Origin of the sequence: Streptomyces sp. NPDC051214, assembly GCF_040682375.1 — a bacterium.
In the GTDB taxonomy this organism is placed as follows: domain Bacteria; phylum Actinomycetota; class Actinomycetes; order Streptomycetales; family Streptomycetaceae; genus Streptomyces.
The window spans coordinates 97,679-118,331 of the sequence record NZ_JBFBAT010000007.1; the positions used below are offsets into that span (position 1 = coordinate 97,679).

Genomic DNA, 20,653 nt, shown 5'->3' on the forward strand with positions numbered 1-20,653 from the left:
CATGCCGCAGGCCCTTCCACCGCTCTGCGGCCTCCGTGACGGAATGACGGAATTTAGCCGCCTACGCGGCGCGTGCGGGTCACCGGTGAGTGCTACCTGTGTCAGGGGCCGGGGTCATCCCCAGGTATGACACGGGCTCCCGGAGTCCGACTGCAGAGGGCCCTCGGAACCGGAACAGCGGCTGACTACATGGCGCGGATCTGCCAGCACGATGGAGTACGTCCCCACTCGTCGTCCCGACAGGAGCACCACCCCGTGACCACCACCCCCTTCGCCGCCCGCAGCACCGCGGTGGCCGCACGCGCCACGGACCTCTCCAAGGTGTACGGACAGGGCGAGACCCAGGTGGTCGCCCTGGACCATGTCTCCGTCGACTTCGGGCAGGGTGAGTTCACCGCGATCATGGGCCCCTCGGGCTCCGGCAAGTCGACCCTGATGCACTGTGTCGCGGGGCTCGACAGCTTCAGCGGCGGCTCCGTGCGGATCGGTGAGACCGAGCTCTCCACCCTCAAGGACAAGCAGCTCACCAAGCTCCGCCGGGACAAGATCGGCTTCATCTTCCAGGCCTTCAACCTGCTGCCGACGCTGACGGCCCTGGAGAACATCACGCTGCCGATGGACATCGCGGGCCGCAAGCCCGACAAGCAGTGGCTCGAGCAGGTCATCTCGATGGTCGGCCTGGCCGGGCGCCTCTCCCACCGGCCCACCGAGCTCTCCGGCGGCCAGCAGCAGCGCGTCGCCGTGGCCCGCGCGCTCGCCTCGCAGCCCGACATCATCTTCGGCGACGAGCCGACCGGAAACCTGGACTCGCGCTCCGGCGCCGAGGTCCTCGGCTTCCTGCGCAACTCCGTGCGCGAACTGGGCCAGACCGTCGTCATGGTCACCCACGACCCGGTGGCCGCGGCGTACGCGGACCGCGTGATCTTCCTCGCCGACGGCCGGATCGTCGACGAGATGCTCTCGCCGAGTGCCGACGGTGTCCTCGACCGGATGAAGGACTTCGACGCCAAGGGGCGAACGAGCTAGCCGCCGACCCGCCTCTCCGCTTCTCGTCCGCCTTCTCCCCCACCAGGACTCACACCCATGTTCCGTACCGCCCTGCGCAACGTGCTCGCGCACAAGGCGAGGCTGTTGATGACGGTGCTCGCCGTCATGCTCGGCGTCGCCTTCGTCTCCGGCACGCTCGTCTTCACCGACACCTTCGGCAACGCCTACAAGAACAAATCCGCCAAGAGCTTCGACCACGTCTCCGTCGCCATCCAGCCGTGGGGCGGCGAGGCGGACGAGACCAAGCAGAAGCCGCGCCTGACCGACGCCCTGCTCGAGAAGGCGGACGGCCTGCCCGGAGCCGACTCCGCGATCGCCGGCGTCACCGGCTTCACCGCGCTCGCCGACAAGGACGGCAAACTGGTGGGCGGCGAGTGGGGCACCTCGGGCGCCAACTACTTCCCGGGCAAGGACGGCAAGGACCCGCGCTACGACTTCACCGAGGGCGCCGCCCCGAAGTCCGCCGGTGACATCGCCCTCGACTCCCGCACCGCCGGGCGCACCGGATACAAGGTCGGCGACACGGTCCGCTACTCCACCGACGGACCCGTGCACACGGCGAAGATCAGCGGCGTCTTCGACACCGAGGACGGCAGCGTCCTCGCGGGCGGCAGCCTGGTGGTGTTCGACAACGACACCGCGCTGAAGGTCCTCGGCAAGACCGAGTACGACGAGATCGACGTGAAGGCCGCGGCGGGCACCTCCGAGACGGCGCTCAAGAGCTCGGTCGACAAGATCCTTCCGAAGGACTCCAAGGCCCTGACCGGTGCCGAGCTCAAGTCCGACCAGGACGACATGATCGAGCAGCAGACCAGCTCGATGAGCCAGGTGCTGCTCATCTTCGCGGGCATCGCGCTCTTCGTCGGCATCTTCATCATCGCCAACACCTTCACCATGCTGGTCGCCCAGCGCACCAAGGAGCTCGCGCTGATGCGCGCCGTCGGCGCCTCGCGCCGTCAGGTGACGCGCTCCGTGCTCATCGAGGCGTTCATCGTGGGCCTGGTGGCCGCCGTGACCGGCTTCGCGCTCGGCATCGGCGTGGCCCTCGGCCTGGAGTCCCTGATGAACTCCGCGGGCGCCTCGCTGCCCGACGGGCCGATCATCATCGCCCCGACCACGATCGTCGTCGCCCTGATCATCGGTGTGGTCGTCACCATGCTGGCCGCCTGGCTGCCGGGCCGCCGCGCCGCGAAGATCCCGCCGGTCGCCGCGATGAACAGCGTCCACGCGACGCCGACCACGCGCGGTCTCGTCGTGCGCAACACCATCGGCTCGCTCATCGTCGCCCTCGGCGTGGTCATGCTCCTCATGGACGACAACTACGTGATGGCGGGCGGCGCCGGGACGATCCTCGTCGGCGTCATCGTCCTCACCCCGCTCCTGTCGCGCCCGTTCATCGCCGCCTCGGCCCCGCTCCTGAAGCCGTTCGGCGTTCCGGGCAAGCTGTCCCGGCTCAACGCGGTGCGCAACCCGCGCCGCACGGCCTCCACCGCCGCGGCCCTGATGATCGGCCTGACCCTCATCACGGCGATGACGGTGGTCGCGACCTCGATGAGCACCGCCATCAACAAGATGGCCGCGGACTCCCTGAAGGCCGACTACACCGTCTCCATGGCGAACTACCAGCCGCTGACCCCCGAGGTCCGCGAGAAGCTGGACAAGCTCCCCGCCGTCGAGGCGAGCAGCCCGCTGCGTGAGGCCTACGGCGACGTGGAGGGCTCGTACTCCTCGGTCTACGGCATCGACGAGAAGGACTTCGGCAAGCTGGCCAGCCTGGACTTCACCAGCGGCTCCCTCGCCGATCTGAGCGGAAGGTCCACGCTCCTGGACAAGGAGACCGCGGACAAGAAGGGCCTGAAGACCGGCGACACGATCCCGGTGAAGTTCGACGACGACAAGACGGTCAAGCTGCGGATCGCGGGCGTCTACCAGCAGAACGAGATGCTCCAGGGCCTGTTCACGCCGCTCGCCGTGGTCGACCCGCACCTGTCCAAGATCACCGACCAGCAGGTCCTGGTGAAGATGAAGGACGGCGTCTCCGACGCGTCCGAGGACGCCATCGTCAAGGCCCTCGGCGACAACCCGGCCATCAAGATCCAGGACAAGAACGCCATCAGCAACGAGATCGGTGGCGCGATCAACATGATGCTGAACATGCTCTACGGCCTCCTGGCGATGGCCATCCTGATCGCGGTGCTCGGTGTCATCAACACCCTGGCCATGTCGGTCTTCGAGCGGAAGCACGAGATCGGCATGCTGCGGGCCATCGGCCTCGACCGCGCGAAGGTCAAGCAGATGGTGCGCCTGGAGGCGGTCATCATCTCCCTGTTCGGCGCGGTGCTCGGCATCGGCCTCGGGATCTTCATGGGCTGGGCCGCGGGCAACAGCATCGTCGGCTCGCTGAAGACGTACACGATGGAGATCCCGGTCGGGCGTATCGCGGTCTTCCTCGCGATCGCGGCGCTGGTCGGCGTCCTCGCGGCGGTGTGGCCGGCCCGCAGCGCGGCCAAGCTGAACCCGCTCATGGCGATCAAGAGCGAGTAGCGCGCGGAAGCAGGTGACAGAAGCGGGCCCCGGACGCACCTGCCGTCCGGGGCCCGCTCGCGTACGTCCTACTGCCAGGCGCGGGCCCGCAGCGGCATCCCGGAGGTGCCCGCCTCCGGGGTCTTCACCGCGAGGACCTGGTTGACGCCGATGCGGTTGCGCTCGAAGGAGAGCGCGGAGGCCGCCATGTAGAGGCGCCAGATGCGGGCGCGGCCCGGCGAGGTGAGCCGCTGGCCCTCCTTCCAGCGGGCCTCCAGGTTGGCGACCCAGCGGCGCAGGGTGAGGGCGTAGTGCTCGCGGATCGCCTCCACGTCACGCACCTCGAACCCGGCGCGCTCCAGCTGCGCGACGGTGGACCCCACGGGGGCAAGCTCGCCGCCGGGGAAGACATAGGCGTCGATGAAGTCGTCGACCTCGTACGTCGACTCGTCGTCCTGCGGGCGGCGCGCGATCTGGTGGTTGAGGAGCCTGCCGCCGGGCTTCAGGAGGGCGTACAGGTCCTGTGCGTACTCCAAGTACCTCTCGGCGCCGACATGTTCGGCCATGCCGATGGAGGAGATGGCGTCGTACGGCCCGTCGCGGACGTCGCGGTAGTCCTGGACGCGGATCTCGACCCGGTCGGTCAGGCCCTCCTCCGCGATGCGCTTCCTGGCGTACGCGGCCTGCTCCTGGGAGAGCGTGACGCCGACGACGGTGACGCCGTGCTCGCGGGCCGCGTGGATCGCCATGGAGCCCCAGCCGCAGCCGACGTCGAGCAGGCGCATGCCGGGCTTCAGGGCGAGCTTGCGGGAGATCAGTTCGAGCTTGTCGCGCTGGGCGTCCTCCAGGGTGCCGTCGGGCGACTCCCAGTAGGCGCACGAGTAGACCATCGAGGGGCCGAGCACCAGCTCGTAGAAGTCGTTGCCCACGTCGTAGTGGTGGCTGATGGCCTGCCGGTCGCTGCGCTTGGTGTGCAGGTGGAGACGGCCGCGCCCACGCATCTCCTCCGGCGGCGGGGCGGGCGGCAGGAAGGGCGCGGCGAGACCGATCAGGCTGCGGGCGGCGGCGCGGAAGCCCGGGTCGCGCAGGGACTCCCTGAGGCTCTTGGCGTCCTCGTCGCGCTCCCAGATGAACCCGGCAAGCCGTTCGAGTGCCGCGTACAGATCGCCCTCGACGTCCAGATCCCCGGCCACCCAGGCACGGGCCAGGCCCAGCTCGCCCGGCTTCCACATCAGGCGGCGCAGGGCGCGGCGGCTGCGTACGACGAGGATGGGGGCACCCGGCGGGCCTGCTTCCGAACCGTCCCAGGCGCGAATCCGGACGGGGAGCGGGGCTCCCAGCAGTTGTTCGGCGAGACTCTCGAGCCGCAGTGCGGCGTGTGGCATGGTGCACACCTCCGTGACGGGGATCCCGGACAGCTCAACACCACGTAAACACCAACAGGGCGCTCGCGCAGTCCCGTTGCCGCGTCACGGATCGGCAAAATAAGTGTAAGCACCATGTATACGGGCCGGGAAAGCCCGAAGGGGCCGCCCGCACCACGGATGGCGGACGGCCCCTTCGGGGTGGATCAGTGACCGGAGGTCAGGAGGCCTTGGCCTTCTCCTCGGCCTTGACGGCCGGGGCCTCCGCCTTGGCCGCGGCGGGCTTCGGCGCGGGCTTGGCGGCCTCGTAGAACTCCTCGCGCGGCGTCTCCATGGCGCCCAGCGAGACGACCTCACGCTTGAGGAAGACCGCGAGCGTCCAGTCCGCGAAGACGCGGATCTTGCGGTTGAACGTCGGCATCGCCATGCCGTGGTACGCGCGGTGCATGTACCAGGCGAGACGACCCTTGAGCTTGATCTTCATCTTGCCCATGACGATCATCGCGACGCCCTTGTGCAGGCCGAGACCGGCGACCGCACCCTTGTTGGCGTGGCTGTACTCCTTCTGCGGGAAGCCCCGCATGCCGGAGATCACGTTGTCGCCGAGGACCTTGGCCTGACGCAGCGCGTGCTGGGCGTTCGGCGGGCACCAGGCGTTCTCGTTGCCGGCCTTCCGGCCGACGAGGTCCGGCACCTGGGCGTTGTCGCCCGCGGCCCAGATGTAGTCGGTGCCCTGGACCTGGAGGGTCGTCTGGGTGTCGACGTGGCCACGGGGGCCGAGCGGCAGACCGAAGCGGGCGAGCGCCGGGTTCGGCTTGACGCCGGCGGTCCACACGATGGTGCTGGAGTCGACCTCGAGGCCGTTGTTCAGGACCACGTGGCCGTCCACGCAGGAGTCCATGCCGGTCTTGAGGTAGACCTCGACACCGCGGCCCTCGAGGTGCTCCTTGCCGTACTGGCCGAGCTTCGGGCCGACCTCGGGGAGGATCTTGTCCGCGACGTCGACGAGCACGAAGCGCATGTCCTCGCGCTTCACGTTGTTGTAGTACTTGGCCGCGTCGCGGGCCATGTCCTCGACCTCACCGATGGTCTCCGCACCCGCGAAGCCACCGCCGACGAAGACGAAGGTCAGGGCCTTGCGGCGGACGTCCTCGTCCGTCGTGGAGTCAGCCTTGTCCAGCTGCTCGAGGACGTGGTTGCGCAGGCCGATGGCCTCCTCGATGCCCTTCATGCCGATGCCCTGCTCGGCGAGGCCGGGGATCGGGAAGGTGCGGGAGACCGCGCCCATCGCGATGACCAGGTAGTCGAAAGGCAGCTCGTACGCCTCGCCCACGAGGGGGGCGATCGTCGCGACCTTGCGGTCCTGATCGATGGTGGTGACCCGGCCGGTCAGAACTTCCGCCTTGGGCAGCACGCGTCGCAGCGGGACGACGACGTGCCGAGGCGAAATGCTGCCGGCGGCGGCTTCGGGGAGGAAGGGCTGGTAGGTCATGTACGACCGGGGGTCGACGACCGTGACGGTCGCCTCTCCGTAGCGCATCTTCTTGAGAATGCGCCGAGCTGCGTACAGGCCTACGTACCCACCGCCTACTACGAGGATCCTGGGACGCTCCGTGGTGCTCATGCCATCGAGTATCCACCTGCCCGGCGGGGGTCGCTCGTGCGCCCCTTCACAAGCATGGGTGGACCCTCTGCTATAGTTCGCCGCCCACGTGACGCAGGCCATAGAGCCCCAGGGGAACCACGGGATGACCCGGGACGTTGTGCACCCCTTGTGAGCTGCCGCTCTGGCCCCTCGGACGCAGTGGACCACTCCCCGGACCCACCCTGAGGACGCACTCCCGAACCTTCACTGTCGTGGGTCGCGGGGCCCTCTCGGGTCACTTTTAGGGGTCTCGGACCCCTGAACATCGACCAACCGAGCCGATTTCCTTGTGAAGAACTTCACGAACTTTCCCGACGGCATGTCGTCGGGGGCCCTTCTGGGCCCCCGAACAGCCGCTCAGACGCTACATGAGGCGCTCAGGCGATCGACCAGCCGATGCCGTCGAGGATGTCGTGCTCACTGACGACGACCTCCCCGGCGCCGGTCCTTTCCATGATCGAGAGAAGGACGAGGGCGCCCGACACGATCACGTCCACGCGCCCCGGGTGCATCACCGGGATCGCGGCCCGCTCGTCGTGCGTGGCCCCGGCCAGACGGCCGACGATCTCGCTCACCTGCTCGTAGGAGACCCGGGAGTGGTGGATCGCCGCGGAGTCGTACGCGTCGAGGCCGAGCGCGATGGCGGACACCGTGGTGACCGAGCCCGCGAGGCCGACGAGCGTGCGGGCTTCGCGGATCGGCACCGTCTCCTCGGCCAGGTCCAGCGCGGCCGTGATGTCGGCGCGGACGGCGGCCAGTTCGGCGGGCGCGGGCGGGTCACTGCGGATGTGCCGCTCCGTGAGACGTACGCAGCCGATGTCGACGGAGCGGGCGGCGCGGACGGTGTCGTCGCCGACGACGAACTCCGTGGAGCCGCCGCCGATGTCGACGACGAGATAGGGCTTGGCGAGGTGGTCGCTGCCCGTCAGCTCCTTCGTCGCCCCCGTGAAGGAGAACTCGGCCTCCTGGTCACCGCTGATGACCTCCGGCTCGACACCGAGGATGTCCAGGACCCCGCGGACGAAGTCGTCGCGGTTCTCGGCGTCGCGGGAGGCCGAGGTCGCCACGAAGCGGACGCGTTCGGCGCCGTGGGCCTTGATGACCTCGGCGTACTCACGGCACGCGGCGAAGGTCCGCTCCAGGGCCTCCGGGGCCAGGCGGCCCGTCTTGTCCACGCCCTGGCCGAGGCGGACGATCGTCATCCTGCGGTCCAGGTCGACGAGTTCGCCGGTCAGCGGGTCGGCGTCCGCCACCAGGAGACGGATGGAGTTCGTGCCGCAGTCGATGGCCGCCACGCGGGTCACTTCGCGGGCTCCTCTTCAGCGCACGGCGTGACACACGGTCCCTTGGCCCACCACTCCGGGAGCATCGCGATCGCCTCGTCGCCCAGGGGGTTCACGCCGGGTCCCGCGGCCAGGGAGTGGCCGACCAGGACGTGCAGGCACTTCACGCGGTCCGGCATGCCGCCCGCGCTCGGGAAGCCCTCCAGGACCTCGATGGCGTCACGGCGCGCGATGTAGTCCTCGTGCGCCTTGCGGTAGGCGGCAGCGAGCTCGGGGTCCGTCTTCAGCCGCTCCGACATCTCCTTCATGACGCCGTTGGCCTCGAGGGTGCCGATCGCGGACGCGGCCCGCGGGCACGTCAGGTAGTACGTCGTCGGGAACGGCGTTCCGTCGGGAAGGCGCGGCGCCGTCTCGACGACGTCCGGCTGCCCGCAGGGGCAACGGTGGGCGATGGCCCGCAGGCCGCGCGGCGGGCGGCCGAGCTGCTGCTTGAATGCCTCGACGTCGGCGTCGGTGGGCTCGGTGCGCGGGGTGGTCGGCGGGGGCGTTTCCATGCCTGTCTTTCGATCGGTTCCGTAGAAGTTCTGTGGGGCTCAGTCGTCAGAAGTCTTGTGGGCTCAGCCGTCGTCGCTCGGGCGGTCCGCCTTGTCGACGCCGTCCCAGACGTTCGAGTACCAGGGCCTGGCGGCGGCCCCCTGGTCGGTGCGCTGCTTCTTCGCCGCCTCGGGATCGATCACCGTGTAGCCGGTCTCGCCCGGCATCACATAGTGCAGCCGGTCCCGGATGCGCTGCTCCGCGTACGCGTCGTCACGCCAGCGGGCCTTCTCGTCCTTCAGCCGCTCGACGTGCTCGCGGCGCTCGGCCTGCTCCTTGCGCTGGTCGGCGATCTCCGCGCGCTGGGAGACGTACTGCCTTATCGGGTAGGCGAGCGCGACGACCAGCGAACACAGCACGAGCGCGAGGAGCGCGGCGCGTCCCGTGAGCCGGGAGCGGCGCGCCTGGCGCTTGGTCTGGGAGCGGTAGACACGCTCCGCGGTCTGCTCGCCGAGCAGCCGCAGCCTGGTCGCGGTGGAGAACCGGTCGCGGTCCTTCACGGCCATGTGTGCCGCCTCCCCGATACGTACGAACGTCCCCGCACACGGTACGGGACCGAGTACGGGGACGTACGTATCTACTCAGCGGAGCCGAGCACCTGAGCTGTTCAGCCTCAGCCCTTGAAGCGCGGGAACGCCGAACGGCCCGCGTACACCGCGGCGTCGTCCAGGATCTCCTCGATGCGCAGGAGCTGGTTGTACTTGGCGACGCGCTCGGAGCGGGCCGGGGCGCCGGTCTTGATCTGGCCGCAGTTGGTGGCGACGGCGAGGTCGGCGATGGTGACGTCCTCGGTCTCGCCGGAGCGGTGCGACATCATGCACTTGAAGCCGCTGCGCTGCGCCATCTCGACGGCGTCGAGGGTCTCGGTCAGCGAGCCGATCTGGTTGACCTTCACCAGGAGCGCGTTGGCCGACTTCTCCTCGATGCCACGGGCGAGGCGCTCGGGGTTGGTGACGAACAGGTCGTCGCCCACGAGCTGGACCTTGTCGCCGAGCTTCTCGGTGATGACGTTCCAGCCGGCCCAGTCGTCCTCGAACAGCGGGTCCTCGATGGAGACGAGGGGGTACGAGGCGACGAGCTCCTCGTAGTACTCGGTCATCTCGGCGGCCGAGCGGGACTTGCCCTCGAAGTCGTACGAGCCGTCCTTGTAGAACTCGGACGCGGCGACGTCGAGCGCGAGCGCGATCTGCTCGCCGGGGACGTAACCGGCCTGCTTGATGGCCTCGAGGATGAGGTCGAGCGCGGCGCGGTTGGAGTCCAGGTTCGGGGCGAAGCCGCCCTCGTCGCCCAGGCCGGTGGAGAGGCCCTTGTCCTTCAGGACCTTCTTCAGCGTGTGGTAGACCTCGGTGCCCCAGCGCAGGGCCTCGGAGAACGACTCGGCGCCGATCGGCGCGATCATGAACTCCTGGATGTCGACGTTCGAGTCGGCGTGCGACCCGCCGTTCAGGATGTTCATCATCGGAACGGGCAGCAGGTGCGCGTTCGGGCCGCCGAGGTAGCGGAAGAGCGGGAGGTCGGAGGCCTCCGACGCGGCGTGCGCGACGGCGAGCGAGACGCCGAGGATGGCGTTGGCGCCGAGCGAGCCCTTGTTGTCGGTGGCGTCGAGGTCGAACATCGCCTGGTCGATCAGGCGCTGCTCGGTCGCGTCGTACCCGACGAGCTCCGGGCCGATCTGCTCGATGACGGCGAGGACGGCCTTCTCCACGCCCTTGCCCATGTAACGGTTGGGGTCACCGTCACGGAGTTCGATGGCCTCGAAAGCACCGGTGGACGCACCGGACGGAACGGCGGCACGACCCGTGCTGCCGTCGTCGAGGCCGACCTCGACCTCGACCGTGGGGTTGCCTCGGGAGTCCAGGATTTCCCGGGCTACGACGACGTCGATGGACGGCACGAGCATCTCCTTCTGGGATGTGACGCGGGTACGCGAGACGCCTGCCTCGCGGACACGAGCCTAACCGGCTCCCGGACAAGAGCCAGCCGAGCGACCGTCCTGTGGACAAACCGAGAGCAAAAAGTTTCCGAACGGAACAAACATACCCCCGCCCCGGTGCGTACGGGGGATACGCGCACCGGGGCGGGGTGGGGGGGCGGCAGCTACCGCTTAGCTGAGGTGGAGCTGCTGGCCCGGGAAGATCATGTCGGCGTTCTCGATGATGTCGCCGTTGAGCTTGTACACCTTGTGCCAGCCGCCCTTGACGTCCTCGGCCTTGGCGATCTTGGAGAGGGTGTCACCCTTCTTGACCTTGTACTCGCCGTCGCCCTTCTTGACCGTCTCGCCGGTCGGGGTCTCGACGGTCTTCTTGGACTCGGCCTTCGGGGCGGCCTCGGCCTTCGGAGCGGCCTGCTGCGGCTGCTCGGTCTGCGGCGTGGGCTGGCTCTTGGGCTGCTCCTGGGTCTGCTGCGGGGCGCTCTCCTGCGCACCGCCACCCTCGTTGGAGGCGCCCGAGAGGCCGACGCCGCAGCTCGGCCAGGCACCCTTGCCCTGACCCGCGAGGACCTTCTCGCCGATCTCGATCTGCTGGGCCTTGGAGGCCTTGTCGGCGGTGGGCGCGTACTTGGTGCCGCCGTACGCGGCCCAGGTGGACGACGAGAACTGCAGGCCGCCCGTGTAGCCGTTGCCGGTATTGATCGACCAGTTGCCGCCCGACTCGCACTGGGCGACGGCGTCCCACTCGGAGTTCGTGGCGGCGGAGGCCTGGCCGGCCGCCATCAGCGGGGCTGCGACCGCGACACCGGTGACGCCGGCGAGCGTGGCGACACGGGTGGCCTTGGACGGGCGGCGGTGCTTGCCCTTGCTGGAAAACAGCATGAGTGATCCCCTCACCGACGCCTGCGAGGTGAGCTGTCGGGTTCGGGCCGATGAAGTTGCCCGGCCGCACTTCCTGAGTGCGACTTAACCCCTAGCCGTTCCCGTCCGTCTCCCGCCTCGCTCTCGCGAGGCCGTTCAACGGCCGGGCCCGGCGCAAACCTTGGGTCCCCCGCTCCTGCCTACGGCGCTTACGCGACGACTGTTCCCGAACGGCCGTTGGCAGGACTCGGCGTACCGACCGGCGGGGCCCGCTGTGGCGAGCGGTCACGACCGTAGACATGCGATCGCCCGAATTTCAAAGACGATCAGGGCTTCTGAGACCCATGTCTCACTTGCGCCAATTGGGACATCAAGCGCAAAGCGACTCGCCAACTACCCCTACTTTTCGCCCAAATCGAGGCTCTGACCGGGAAGGATGAGGTCGGGGTCGGAGCCGACCGACTTCTCGTTCTCGGCGTACAGCTCGGTCCACCCGCCCTCCACCTCCAGGTCGTCGGCGATGACCGAGAGGCTGTCCCCGGAACGGACCGTGTACGTCCCGTCGGTGGCGTCGTGCTCGCGCTCGTCGCCGCGTGAGGCGTGCCGGCCCGAACCCTCGCGGGCGGAGCCTTCGGACGCCTCGTCGTCGGCGCTGCCGCCGCGGTGGCGGCCTTCGCCGTCGCCGGTGGAGGGCGAGGGGGCGGGCGAAGTGGCCTCGTCACGCCCGGACTTGTCCGGGTCGCCGGACTTGGTCGCGTCGCCGGGCTCCTCCGACTCGCCCGAATCTGACTCACCCGACTTGCCCGACTCGTCGTGATTCTTGTCTCGTGACGCGTCGTCGGCGGCGGGCTTCCCGGACGGCTCGGCGCTGTCCGAGGGGTCGGCCGACTCGCTCGGCGACGCGTCGGGCTCATCCGACGCCCCACCCGGCTTCGACGACTCGCCGGACCCGGTCGACTCCGACGGCTCGTCAGAGGGAATGGTCGTGATCGGGGCGCCCGGGTCGACGTCGGCGGCGGCGCCGCCCTCGGTGAGACCGGCGATCGGCGCGCAGCTCGGCCAGGCGTCGGGGCCCTGGTCGTCGAGGACCTTCTCGGCCACGGAGATCTGCTGGGACCGGCTCGCCTGGTCGGCGCTCGGCGCGAAGTCGAGGCCGCCGTACTCCTCCCAGGTCTGCTGCGAGAGCTGGAGCCCGCCGTAGTAACCGTTGCCCGCGTCCGCGCTCCAGGAGCCGCCGCTCTCGCACTCCGCGAGCTTGTCCCATGTGGCGGTGTCCGCCGCGCTCGCGCTGGTGGCGCCGAGCAGCGGGATCGCGATGGCCGATCCCGCCACTCCTGCCGCGACGATCAGGGCCGGGGCCTGGCGGGGGCGTCGGTGACGACCATTGCCGGAGAGCATGCGGTTGCCTTTCGCGTGACTGGAGCGACGACTGCGGCACGGGATGCCGAGTCGTCGGTGAACGTAGCGGCAGTCGAACGCTTGTCACAAGTCGATGCAGCGGAGATCACGTGAAAGTCACAGTCTTGACGAACCGTCAGCTAAACGTCGTTTCGGAGGCTCTTCATTCGCCGATTATTTGCTCCGCTGTGCGGGTGTGAACTCCACGGGAAGCGTGCGCAGTCCACGCATGATGAGTCCGCCGCGCCATCTCAAATCACCAGGTTCCGCCGCAAGGCGCAGGTCAGGGAGGCGGCGCAGGAGGGTCGCGAGGGCGGCCTGTCCTTCGAGCCTGGCCAGCGGTGCGCCGAGACAGTAATGAATGCCATGGCCGTAGCCGAGGTGTTGGTTGTCGCGGCGGGAGAGGTCGAGCGTGTCCGGCCGGTCGAATCGGGCGGGGTCGCGATCGGCGGCGGCGAGGACCACGAGAACGGGTTCGCCGGCGGCGATGTCCTCCCCTCCGATGGTCAGCGGCTCGGTGGCGTACCGCCAGGTGGCGAGTTCGACGGGACCGTCGAAGCGGAGGAGTTCTTCGAGTCCTGTCTCCAGAAGGCCGGCGTCGCCGTTCCCGAGCGCTTCCTGGAGCCGCTCGCGCTGCTCGGGGTGGGTGAGGAGGGCGTATGTGCCGTTGCCGATGAGATTGACGGTGGTCTCGAAGCCGGCGAAGAGAAGGATGAAGGCCATCGCGGCGGCCTCGTTCTCCGTGAGGTGCTCGCCGTGGTCGGAGGCGCGGATGAGCCCGGAGATGAGGTCGTCGCCGGGTTCGAGGCGCTTGCGGTGGATCAGCTCGGCGAGGTAGCCCCGCATCTTCTTGACGGACCGGGCGACCCCGCCCCTCGGCCCTCCCCCGTGCCGGATCATCATGCCCGCCCAGTCCCGGAAGTCGTCCTGGTCCTCGCGCGGCACCCCGAGCAGGTCGCAGATCGCGTAGATGGGGAGCGGGAAGGCGAAGTCGTGGATGAGGTCGGCCTCCCCCTTCTCCGCGAACTGGTCGATGAGGTGGTCGGTCAGCTCCTGGACGCGGGGCGCGAACTCGGCGACGCGGCGGGGAGTGAAGGCCTTGGAGACGAGGCGGCGCAGGCGGGTGTGGTCCGGCGGGTCGATGTTGAGCAGATGCGTCATGAGGTTGGCGCTGCGCTCGCCGGGGATGCCGGTCTTGCCCTTCGCGTGCGCGGGCTCGCCGTGATGGGCCGGGTTCTTGCTGAGCCGCTGGTCGGCGAGGGCCTGCTTGGCGTCGGCGTACCGGGTGACCAGCCACGCGTCCACCCCACTGGGCAACCGCGTCTTGTGCACGGGCGCGTGCTCGCGGAGCCAGGCGTAGGCGGGGTAGGGGTCGGTGGCGAACTCCCAGGTGAAGAGCTCTGGCCCCTGGGCCTCGGCTGGCCCTTGGGCCTCGGACACGTGGGCCCCTGCGGGGCAGGCGGCGGGGGCGTCCCCGGCGGGAGCTGGCGGCTGGTCTTGCATGGGACGACGTTATCCGGCGCCGTCATCACCGGCTCCGCCGAGTTCGTCCTCAAGCGCCGGACGGGCTGATCAGTCCCCTGCCTCGCTCGGTGGGCGGCCTCTACATCACTCGCCGGACGGGCTGGAACTCCCCTGTGCCGCACCCTCCGCCGCCAGCACCGCATCCCGGTAAGCCCGTGCCGCCGCCCGCAGGGCCGCCTCCGGGTCTACTCCCTCCGCCTCCGCGCGCAGGGCAAGGGCCAGGAGGTCATAGCCCACGCCCTCTCCGGAGGGGACCTGCACCTCCAAGCCCGCCGTCCGTGCCCGGGAGGCCAGCTTGGTCGTGAGGGCCAGGCCCGGCTGGCCCAACGGGATGCCCTCCGTCACCGACGAGCGCTGCTTCTCCTCGGCCTTCGTGCGGAGCCAGTGCGCCTTGACGTCCTCGGGGGTGTCCGCCGAGTCGTCGCCGAAGACGTGCGGGTGGCGGTGGATCAGCTTCTCGACGATCGTGCCCGCCACGTCGTCCACGGAGAAGGGGGACTCGGCGTCCTCCTCCGCGATACGGGCGTGGAAGACCACCTGGAGCAGGACGTCGCCCAGCTCTTCCCGCAGCTCGTCCCTGTCGCCCTCCTCGATCGCCTCGACCAGTTCGTACGCCTCCTCGATCGCGTACTTCGCCAGGCCCTTGTGCGTCTGCTGGGAGGACCAGGGGCACTCGCCCCGGATCTGGTCCATGACCTGGACGAGGTCGAGGAGCCGCGCGCCCGGCAGGTCGTACGACGCCGGGAGCAGCTCCAGGTCGGGCATCGCGACGCGGCCCGAGCCCGCGAGCCTCGCGAGGCCGTCCGTCAGGGCGCTGTCGCCCTCGGCCGTGGCGACGACGAGGACCGTGCGGCCGCCGGCGCAGGCGTCCACCAGCTCCTGGGCCGTCGGCGAGGACTGCTCCACGCGCACGCCCGCCTCGCGCAGGTACGGCAGTTGAGGGTGCGTGGCGTCGGCGCACAGGACCTCGTCGGCCCCGTGCAGGGCCTGCCACGCCGGCCAGGAGAGCAGGCCGGGGGCCACGCGGTGGCTGGTGGTGAGGAGGATGACGCGGCCGGGGGCGTCGGCCGGGGGCGTGGTTGCGTTCACCCGTCGAACGTAACCCACGCCGCCGACGGCCCCCGACCGGCGTCCTTACGCCTGCTTGGGGGCCGCGGCGGCGTCCTCGGACACCTCGCGCACCCACGGCGTCTTGCTGTCGGCGCGCTTGCTCTTCTCCACGTCCCACGTGCCGTAGCGCGGGTTCAGGTTCACGTCCAGCTTCTTGGAGGCCTTGGAGAGCTCCTTCCAGAAGATCGCCTGGCCCTCCGGGGCGTTCATGTCCACGCCCAGTTTCCTGGCGAGCTTCTGGGCCTCGATCTCCGTGCGGAGGCTGTTCTCGAGCTGGGACGGGGCGACGCTGTACTGCTGGAGCCAGCCCTGTTCGAGCTGCTTCTTGCCGCCCGCCTGCTGTTCGAGGCCCGATCGCATCGTCTGGATGTCGCGGCGTGACACGTTCACCCCGGCGTCGACGGCCGCGCGGTGCAGCACCTTGTCGAGGACCATCGTGTGCAGCGTGCTGCGGGTGAGGCCGCCGGACTTGGCGATGGCCTGCTCGTACTGCTGCTCGTCCGGGATCGCGGCGCGCTGCGCGGCGCGCACCTCGTTCACCCGGCCCTCAAGCTGCGAGACCGTGATCCGGTCGTTGCCCACGACGGCCGCGGCGCCCGGATGGGCCTCGGCGCCGCAGGCGGTCAGGAGGGGGGCCGCGGCGATCGCGGCGGCGGAGAGGGTGAGCGCGGTGCGACGGCGGCGGTGCAAGTGAGCCTCCCGGTCGGAGATTGTGCGGCGGTGCACAAAGTCTTGCGGTGATCGATGTTAGGGAGTGGCCGGTCTCTCGGCCACCTATTCGACCAACGATTCTCCGAGAGTTGGGGCACCCTCGGCCCTCACTAACCCCGCACTTGTCCCAGCCACTGCAACGTCCGCCGGATCTCCGCCGGGAAGGGGTGGCCCACGCCGTGCATGCGTTCGGCGTCCATGAGCAGCCGGGCCAGCGTGTCGTGGGCCGCCGCGCGGTCGCCGAGGGCGAGGAGCAGGTGGCCGATGCGGCGGCGGATCTCCAGGGGGCGGTCGCGGTCGTCGGAGGCGTAACGGTTCTCGTAGTAAGGGAGGAGCGCCCGGTACTCCGCGAGGGCCGCCGCCGGTTCGCCCAGTTGCTCCAGGCACTGCGCGGCCTCGTAGCGGAACTGGAGGGAGTGCGGGTCGGCCTGGCCGGACTCGGCGGCGCGCTCGTCGGCGAGGCGGCGCAGTTCGGGCAGGGCGCGGCGGTACTGCCCGTCGTCCATGAGCGTCGCCGCGTACTGCTTGCGCAGGGAGCGGACCACCGGGGAGTGCTCGCCGTGCTTGGCGGCGGCCGCCGGCAGGATCGAGCCGAGGATGTCCACGGCCTGGGTGATGCGCCCCTCGCCGAGGAGCCGCTTGACCTCGTCGACGGCGTGCACCACGTCGGTGTGGCTGCCGGGGGTCTGCCGGTGGTCGGTCCGGTCCGGCTGGATGGCGGGGGCGGGCGCCGGTGTCGTCGCGCGGTCGGGCCACGGTGCGTGCGGGCGCAGGAAGGGGCGGGTGGGGTCGAGCGGGCCGCCGGTCGGTACGCCGCGCGCGGGGAGCAGCGGGACCAGTTCCTCGTAGACCTCCTGGGCGCTGGCGTGCCGGTGCTGGGGGTCCTTGGCGAGGAGCCGGAGCACCAGGGCTTCCAGGGACTCGGGAACCTCGGCGCGCAGGCGGCGGACCGGGAGCGGCGGTTCGTAGAGGTGGCGGTGCAGGACGCCGAGCGCGGTGGAACCGGAGAACGGCACGTCCCCGCTGAGGAGTTCGTGCAGCAGGACACCCAGGGCGTACAGGTCGGTGTACGGGCCGACCGCGCCGCCCATCGCCTGCTCGGGGGCCATGTACGCGGGGCTGCCGATGGGCGAACCGGTGTGCGTGAGGCGGGTGGTGTCGGTGTCCATGACCGAGGCGATGCCCAGGTCGAGGATGCTGATCGTGCCGTCCTGCTTGACCATCACGTTCCGCGGCTTGAGGTCGCGGTGCACGATCGGCACGGCGTGCACCGCGGAGAGCACGGCGCACACCTGCGCGGCGATGGCGACGGCCCACTGCCACGGGTAGGGGTCGTGTTCGGCGAGGTGGTCGCCGAGGTCCGCCCCGTCCACGTACTGCATGACGAGGTAGAGGTCCTCGCCCTCCGTGCCCGCGTCGTGGACGGTGACGAGGCCCGGGTGGTCGACCTGTGCGGTGACACGGCACTCGCGCACGAAGCGGCGGCGCAGCTCGTCGGCCTCGGCGCCCGCGACGCGGTCGGGCCGAAGCAGCTTGACCGCGACACGGCGGTCGAGGCGTTGGTCGTACGCCGTCCAGACCTGGCCCATGCCGCCCTGGCCGATGAGCGTGGAGAGTTCGTAGCGCCCGGCGACTACGCGGCCGCCCGTCCCCGATGACACGTTCAGTTGCCGCCTTCCTGCTTGCGCAGGTAGTCACTGAGCTCGTCGAGCTCGACCTGTACTTGGTGGATGCGGGCCGGTGCGGGGCGCGTGGGCGGGGGCGGCGTCTGCTGGACCGGCGGCTGGTGCAGTTGGGTGGGCTGGAGGTGGACGGGGGCGGGTGCCTGCTGCTGCGGATAGCCGTAGGCGGGCTGCGGTCCCGCGTAGCCCGGGTACTGCTGCCGGTAGCGGCTGAAGTGCCGGATGTCCGCGAACAGGTAGTAGGCGACGGCCGCCAGGAGCGTGGTCAGGAGGATGACCATGCCCGCGTTGCCCGGTCCCTGGAACTCCTCGTCGCCCGGGTCGACGCCGACGAGCACCAGGGCCGTCACGTCGAGCGCGGTCACGAGACCGAAGAGCACCCAGTCGTACGACCTGCGGGTCACGATCGCGAGGCGCAGCATCGGCGCCCAGGCGAGCAGGCCGCAGGTCACGACGGCGAGGACCACGAACAGCACACGCAGCGTCACGTGGGTGCCGCCGGAGTTCGGCGGCGGTTGCTGCGGCGCATAGCCGTGGCCGTGCATGGCTGCTCCTGATGCCTGATGCGGCCGTACGTTCCCGCGGGGGAACGCACGGCCGAAAGTCGAAATACGAACTGATGCTGATTCGAGCGTATAGGCCGACACGTGGAAGCGGCCCGGGGTTGTACCGAACCGTTGCCGTACTGGTCACGTCCTGATCGCGGCCCGATCCCGCGCCCGCCCGGAACCCGGTCGGCTCATTCCGGCGGAAGCGTGCCGTCCGTCAGTCCGTCGTGCAGTCCCCGCACCAACTGCTCGCCCAGCCTGCCCGCGAGACGCAGGGCGTCCTCGAAGGCGGCGAGTGCGCGGAACCGCTCGCCGTAGCCGCGCTGCCCCTCCAGCGGCAGGCGCGGCAGCCGCAGCCTGCGGACGTCGAGCCTGGCCGCGGTGGAGGCGTAGCTGCTCGCCTGGCGGTTGTTGGCGGTGCCGCGCAGGAAGCCGGCGAGGAACCACGGGTCGAGGGCGGCCGGGTCGGGGCGCAGGAGGGTGAGCCCACGGCCGAGCGCGGCGCCCGCGGTGCTCTCGTCGATGACGCGGGCCGCGGTGCCGCCGCCGGAGACGGGAATGACGACGTCGCCGGGGCGGGTCACCACCGCACTGTCCTGTGACGGATCGGCCGACGGGTCGAGGGTGCCGGATGGTTCCGTCCCGGCCAGCACGTCGTGCTCGGTGAGGACGCGCGTGACACCGGGCGCGGCAGCCCCGGAACCCGCCCCCGCCCCCATCCCCGTACGCAGCAACAGGGCCCCCGCGCGCGCCAGTTCGCCCACGGTGGTCACCGGCCAGCGTTCCGCGTCGCCCGGCTTCGCGGGCGGCGGCATGAGGTCTCCGGTGCGCCGCACGGCTTCCCCGAGCCGCTCGCGGACGGCCGCAAGATCCTCGGCCCCGCCGCCCGCGGCCGGTGGCGGCAGCCGGCGGGCCGGGGCCAGGTCGACCTCGTCGTCGAGGAGTTCGAGCACCGGCACGCAGCGGGCGAGGCCGGGCCGCTCGTCGACGGTGCCGTTCCGGTCGAAGTCGCGCCAGAGGTCCACCACGGCGTCCTGCACCCGACGCCACGTCTGTCGGTCCCTGCCGTCAGCGGCACAGAGCCCCGCCGTCTCGATCAGGAGCAGCTCCGGCGGGGTCTTCGCGCCGGGCGTCGGCCTCTTCAGGACCCAGACGTGCAGGGGGATGTTGTACGGGGGCGCGGCCCCCGCGGGCAGCGCGATCACCGCACGCAGGGCGCCGCGGCGCAGGAGGTCGGCGCGCACCCGGCGCCCGGAGCGGCGGGACGCGGCGGCGGGCGGCATGAGCAGGACGGCGGTGCCGCCGTCCCGGAGCCGGGCCAACGCGTGCTGGACCCAGGCGAGTTCGGACTCCGTACGGGCCGGGAAGCCGTACTCCCAGCGGGGGTCGTAGGCGAGTTCGTCGTGCCCCCAGTTGCGTTCGTTGAACGGCGGGTGGCAGAGCACGGCGTCGGCCCGCTCCTCGCCGAAGGCGTCCGCGCGCAGGGTGTCGGCGGCCGCGGCGCGCACGGTGGCGTCGGAGTGCAGGGCCAGGCGCAGCGCGGTGAGGGCGGCGAGTTCGGGGGCGCTGTCCTGGCCGTGGAGGCGCTGGTCCGGGCGGGGGGCGACGGCTCGCAGCAGGGCGCCTGTTCCGCACGCGGGGTCGAGCACGGTCGGGGCGGGGCCCGCGAGCGCGGCCATCAGGTCGGCGGGCCCGGCCGGAGTGAGCGTGTACTGGCGGGGGTTGGCGTCGATGTACCGGCCGATCAGGAACTCGTACGTCTGCCGGGCCCCCAGCTCGGAGGCGAGCTCGGCCGCGCCGCGCAGCAGCGGGACGGAGGGCAGGAGCTGTCCGGCGTCCGGGACGCGTACCGCCGCTCGCTGCGGGCCGGCTCCGGCGGCCCCGGGGTTCCCGAAGCGCGGGGTGACGACCTGTTCGAGGGCCGCCGGGAGCAGTCGCGCCATCCGCTCGTCCGACACCGCGCTGACCTTCAGCCAGTCCGGATGGCGGTCGTGCACGAGGAGCAGGGCGCAGCCCGCGTGCAGGAGTGCGGTGACGGGGCCCGCGGGGTGACCCGCGAGGTGCTGCCAGACGCGTTCCTTCAGCGGGACCTCGCCGAGCTCACCCAGCTTGCCCTGGGCGCGCAGCCAGTCCTCGACCTGAGCGAGGGCGAAGGAGGGGCTGGTCTCGGTGCCTCCGACGGGCTTGGGGAAGTCGGGGTGGCGGCGGCGCCAGTTGCTGACGGCCGCCCGGCCGACACCGGCGAGCCGCGCGATCCCGGCGGCGGTCACCTCTGTCGCGTCGTCCCGCGCCGACTTGTCCCGCGCCGCCTTGTCCCCCACCGACTGGCTCCCCTCGGTCCCGCTGGCCCCGCCGCACACGTGCCCCGGCGCGGCGCTGTGGCGCCGAGCATACCTACCGCGTGCCGCACGCCCGCATTCACGGGCGTTAACG

General features: G+C 70.6%; 16 protein-coding genes and 1 riboswitch. Of the genes, 2 read left to right on the forward strand and 14 right to left on the reverse strand.

The genetic code is table 11. From position 1 onward, the window contains the following. The first annotated feature begins 255 nt into the window (after nucleotides 1-255). On the forward strand, nucleotides 256-1,026 hold the full coding sequence (locus AB0M70_RS19610) for an ABC transporter ATP-binding protein (RefSeq protein ID WP_365821224.1): 771 nt from the start codon (nucleotides 256-258) through the stop codon (nucleotides 1,024-1,026). A gap of 57 nt (nucleotides 1,027-1,083) precedes the next feature. Next, nucleotides 1,084-3,591, forward strand: coding sequence for an FtsX-like permease family protein (locus AB0M70_RS19615; protein WP_365821225.1), 2,508 nt, complete (start codon nucleotides 1,084-1,086; stop codon nucleotides 3,589-3,591). 68 nt (nucleotides 3,592-3,659) lie between these two features. On the opposite strand, the gene AB0M70_RS19620 is transcribed toward AB0M70_RS19615, so the two are convergent. From AB0M70_RS19620 to AB0M70_RS19685, 14 genes are all read right to left on the reverse strand, one after another. Beyond that, nucleotides 3,660-4,955 carry a cyclopropane-fatty-acyl-phospholipid synthase family protein gene (locus AB0M70_RS19620; protein WP_365821226.1) on the reverse strand — a complete coding sequence of 432 codons (1,296 nt, stop codon included), beginning with the start codon at nucleotides 4,953-4,955 and terminating at the stop codon, nucleotides 3,660-3,662. A gap of 199 nt (nucleotides 4,956-5,154) precedes the next feature. After that, nucleotides 5,155-6,558, reverse strand: coding sequence for an NAD(P)/FAD-dependent oxidoreductase (locus tag AB0M70_RS19625; protein WP_365821227.1), 1,404 nt, complete (start codon nucleotides 6,556-6,558; stop codon nucleotides 5,155-5,157). 398 nt (nucleotides 6,559-6,956) lie between these two features. After that, complete coding sequence (locus AB0M70_RS19630; RefSeq protein ID WP_365821228.1) at nucleotides 6,957-7,883, reverse strand: Ppx/GppA phosphatase family protein; 927 nt, start codon at nucleotides 7,881-7,883, stop codon at nucleotides 6,957-6,959. Then, nucleotides 7,880-8,416: a DUF501 domain-containing protein gene (locus AB0M70_RS19635; protein ID WP_365821229.1), complete on the reverse strand. Its 537-nt coding sequence runs from the start codon at nucleotides 8,414-8,416 to the stop codon at nucleotides 7,880-7,882. The genes AB0M70_RS19630 and AB0M70_RS19635 overlap by 4 nt, the downstream gene beginning before the upstream one ends. 63 nt (nucleotides 8,417-8,479) lie before the next feature. After that, complete coding sequence (locus AB0M70_RS19640; protein WP_365821230.1) at nucleotides 8,480-8,962, reverse strand: septum formation initiator family protein; 483 nt, start codon at nucleotides 8,960-8,962, stop codon at nucleotides 8,480-8,482. 107 nt (nucleotides 8,963-9,069) lie between these two features. Then, nucleotides 9,070-10,350 (reverse strand): phosphopyruvate hydratase, encoded by a 1,281-nt coding sequence (gene eno / locus AB0M70_RS19645; protein ID WP_190083504.1) that lies wholly within the window; start codon nucleotides 10,348-10,350, stop codon nucleotides 9,070-9,072. Nucleotides 10,351-10,560: 210 nt separating this feature from the next. After that, nucleotides 10,561-11,268 (reverse strand): transglycosylase family protein, encoded by a 708-nt coding sequence (locus tag AB0M70_RS19650; protein WP_365821231.1) that lies wholly within the window; start codon nucleotides 11,266-11,268, stop codon nucleotides 10,561-10,563. A gap of 3 nt (nucleotides 11,269-11,271) precedes the next feature. Then, a riboswitch (cyclic di-AMP (ydaO/yuaA leader) is annotated at nucleotides 11,272-11,465 on the reverse strand. 181 nt (nucleotides 11,466-11,646) lie between these two features. Continuing rightward, nucleotides 11,647-12,645: a transglycosylase family protein gene (locus AB0M70_RS19655; protein ID WP_365821232.1), complete on the reverse strand. Its 999-nt coding sequence runs from the start codon at nucleotides 12,643-12,645 to the stop codon at nucleotides 11,647-11,649. 174 nt (nucleotides 12,646-12,819) lie between these two features. After that, nucleotides 12,820-14,148, reverse strand: coding sequence for a cytochrome P450 (locus AB0M70_RS19660; protein WP_365821233.1), 1,329 nt, complete (start codon nucleotides 14,146-14,148; stop codon nucleotides 12,820-12,822). Between the two features lie 105 nt (nucleotides 14,149-14,253). After that, a complete protein-coding gene (locus AB0M70_RS19665) occupies nucleotides 14,254-15,258 on the reverse strand; it encodes a nucleoside triphosphate pyrophosphohydrolase (RefSeq protein ID WP_365821234.1) in 1,005 nt (334 codons plus the stop codon). Between the two features lie 45 nt (nucleotides 15,259-15,303). Continuing rightward, complete coding sequence (locus tag AB0M70_RS19670; protein ID WP_365821235.1) at nucleotides 15,304-15,969, reverse strand: SurA N-terminal domain-containing protein; 666 nt, start codon at nucleotides 15,967-15,969, stop codon at nucleotides 15,304-15,306. 131 nt (nucleotides 15,970-16,100) lie between these two features. Then, on the reverse strand, nucleotides 16,101-17,651 hold the full coding sequence (locus AB0M70_RS19675; protein ID WP_365821236.1) for a serine/threonine-protein kinase: 1,551 nt from the start codon (nucleotides 17,649-17,651) through the stop codon (nucleotides 16,101-16,103). Nucleotides 17,652-17,653: 2 nt separating this feature from the next. Further along, on the reverse strand, nucleotides 17,654-18,217 hold the full coding sequence (locus AB0M70_RS19680) for a hypothetical protein (RefSeq protein ID WP_365821237.1): 564 nt from the start codon (nucleotides 18,215-18,217) through the stop codon (nucleotides 17,654-17,656). A 194-nt stretch (nucleotides 18,218-18,411) separates the two neighbouring features. Continuing rightward, nucleotides 18,412-20,541 (reverse strand): N-6 DNA methylase, encoded by a 2,130-nt coding sequence (locus AB0M70_RS19685; RefSeq protein ID WP_365821238.1) that lies wholly within the window; start codon nucleotides 20,539-20,541, stop codon nucleotides 18,412-18,414. Between the last annotated feature and the right edge of the window lie 112 nt (nucleotides 20,542-20,653).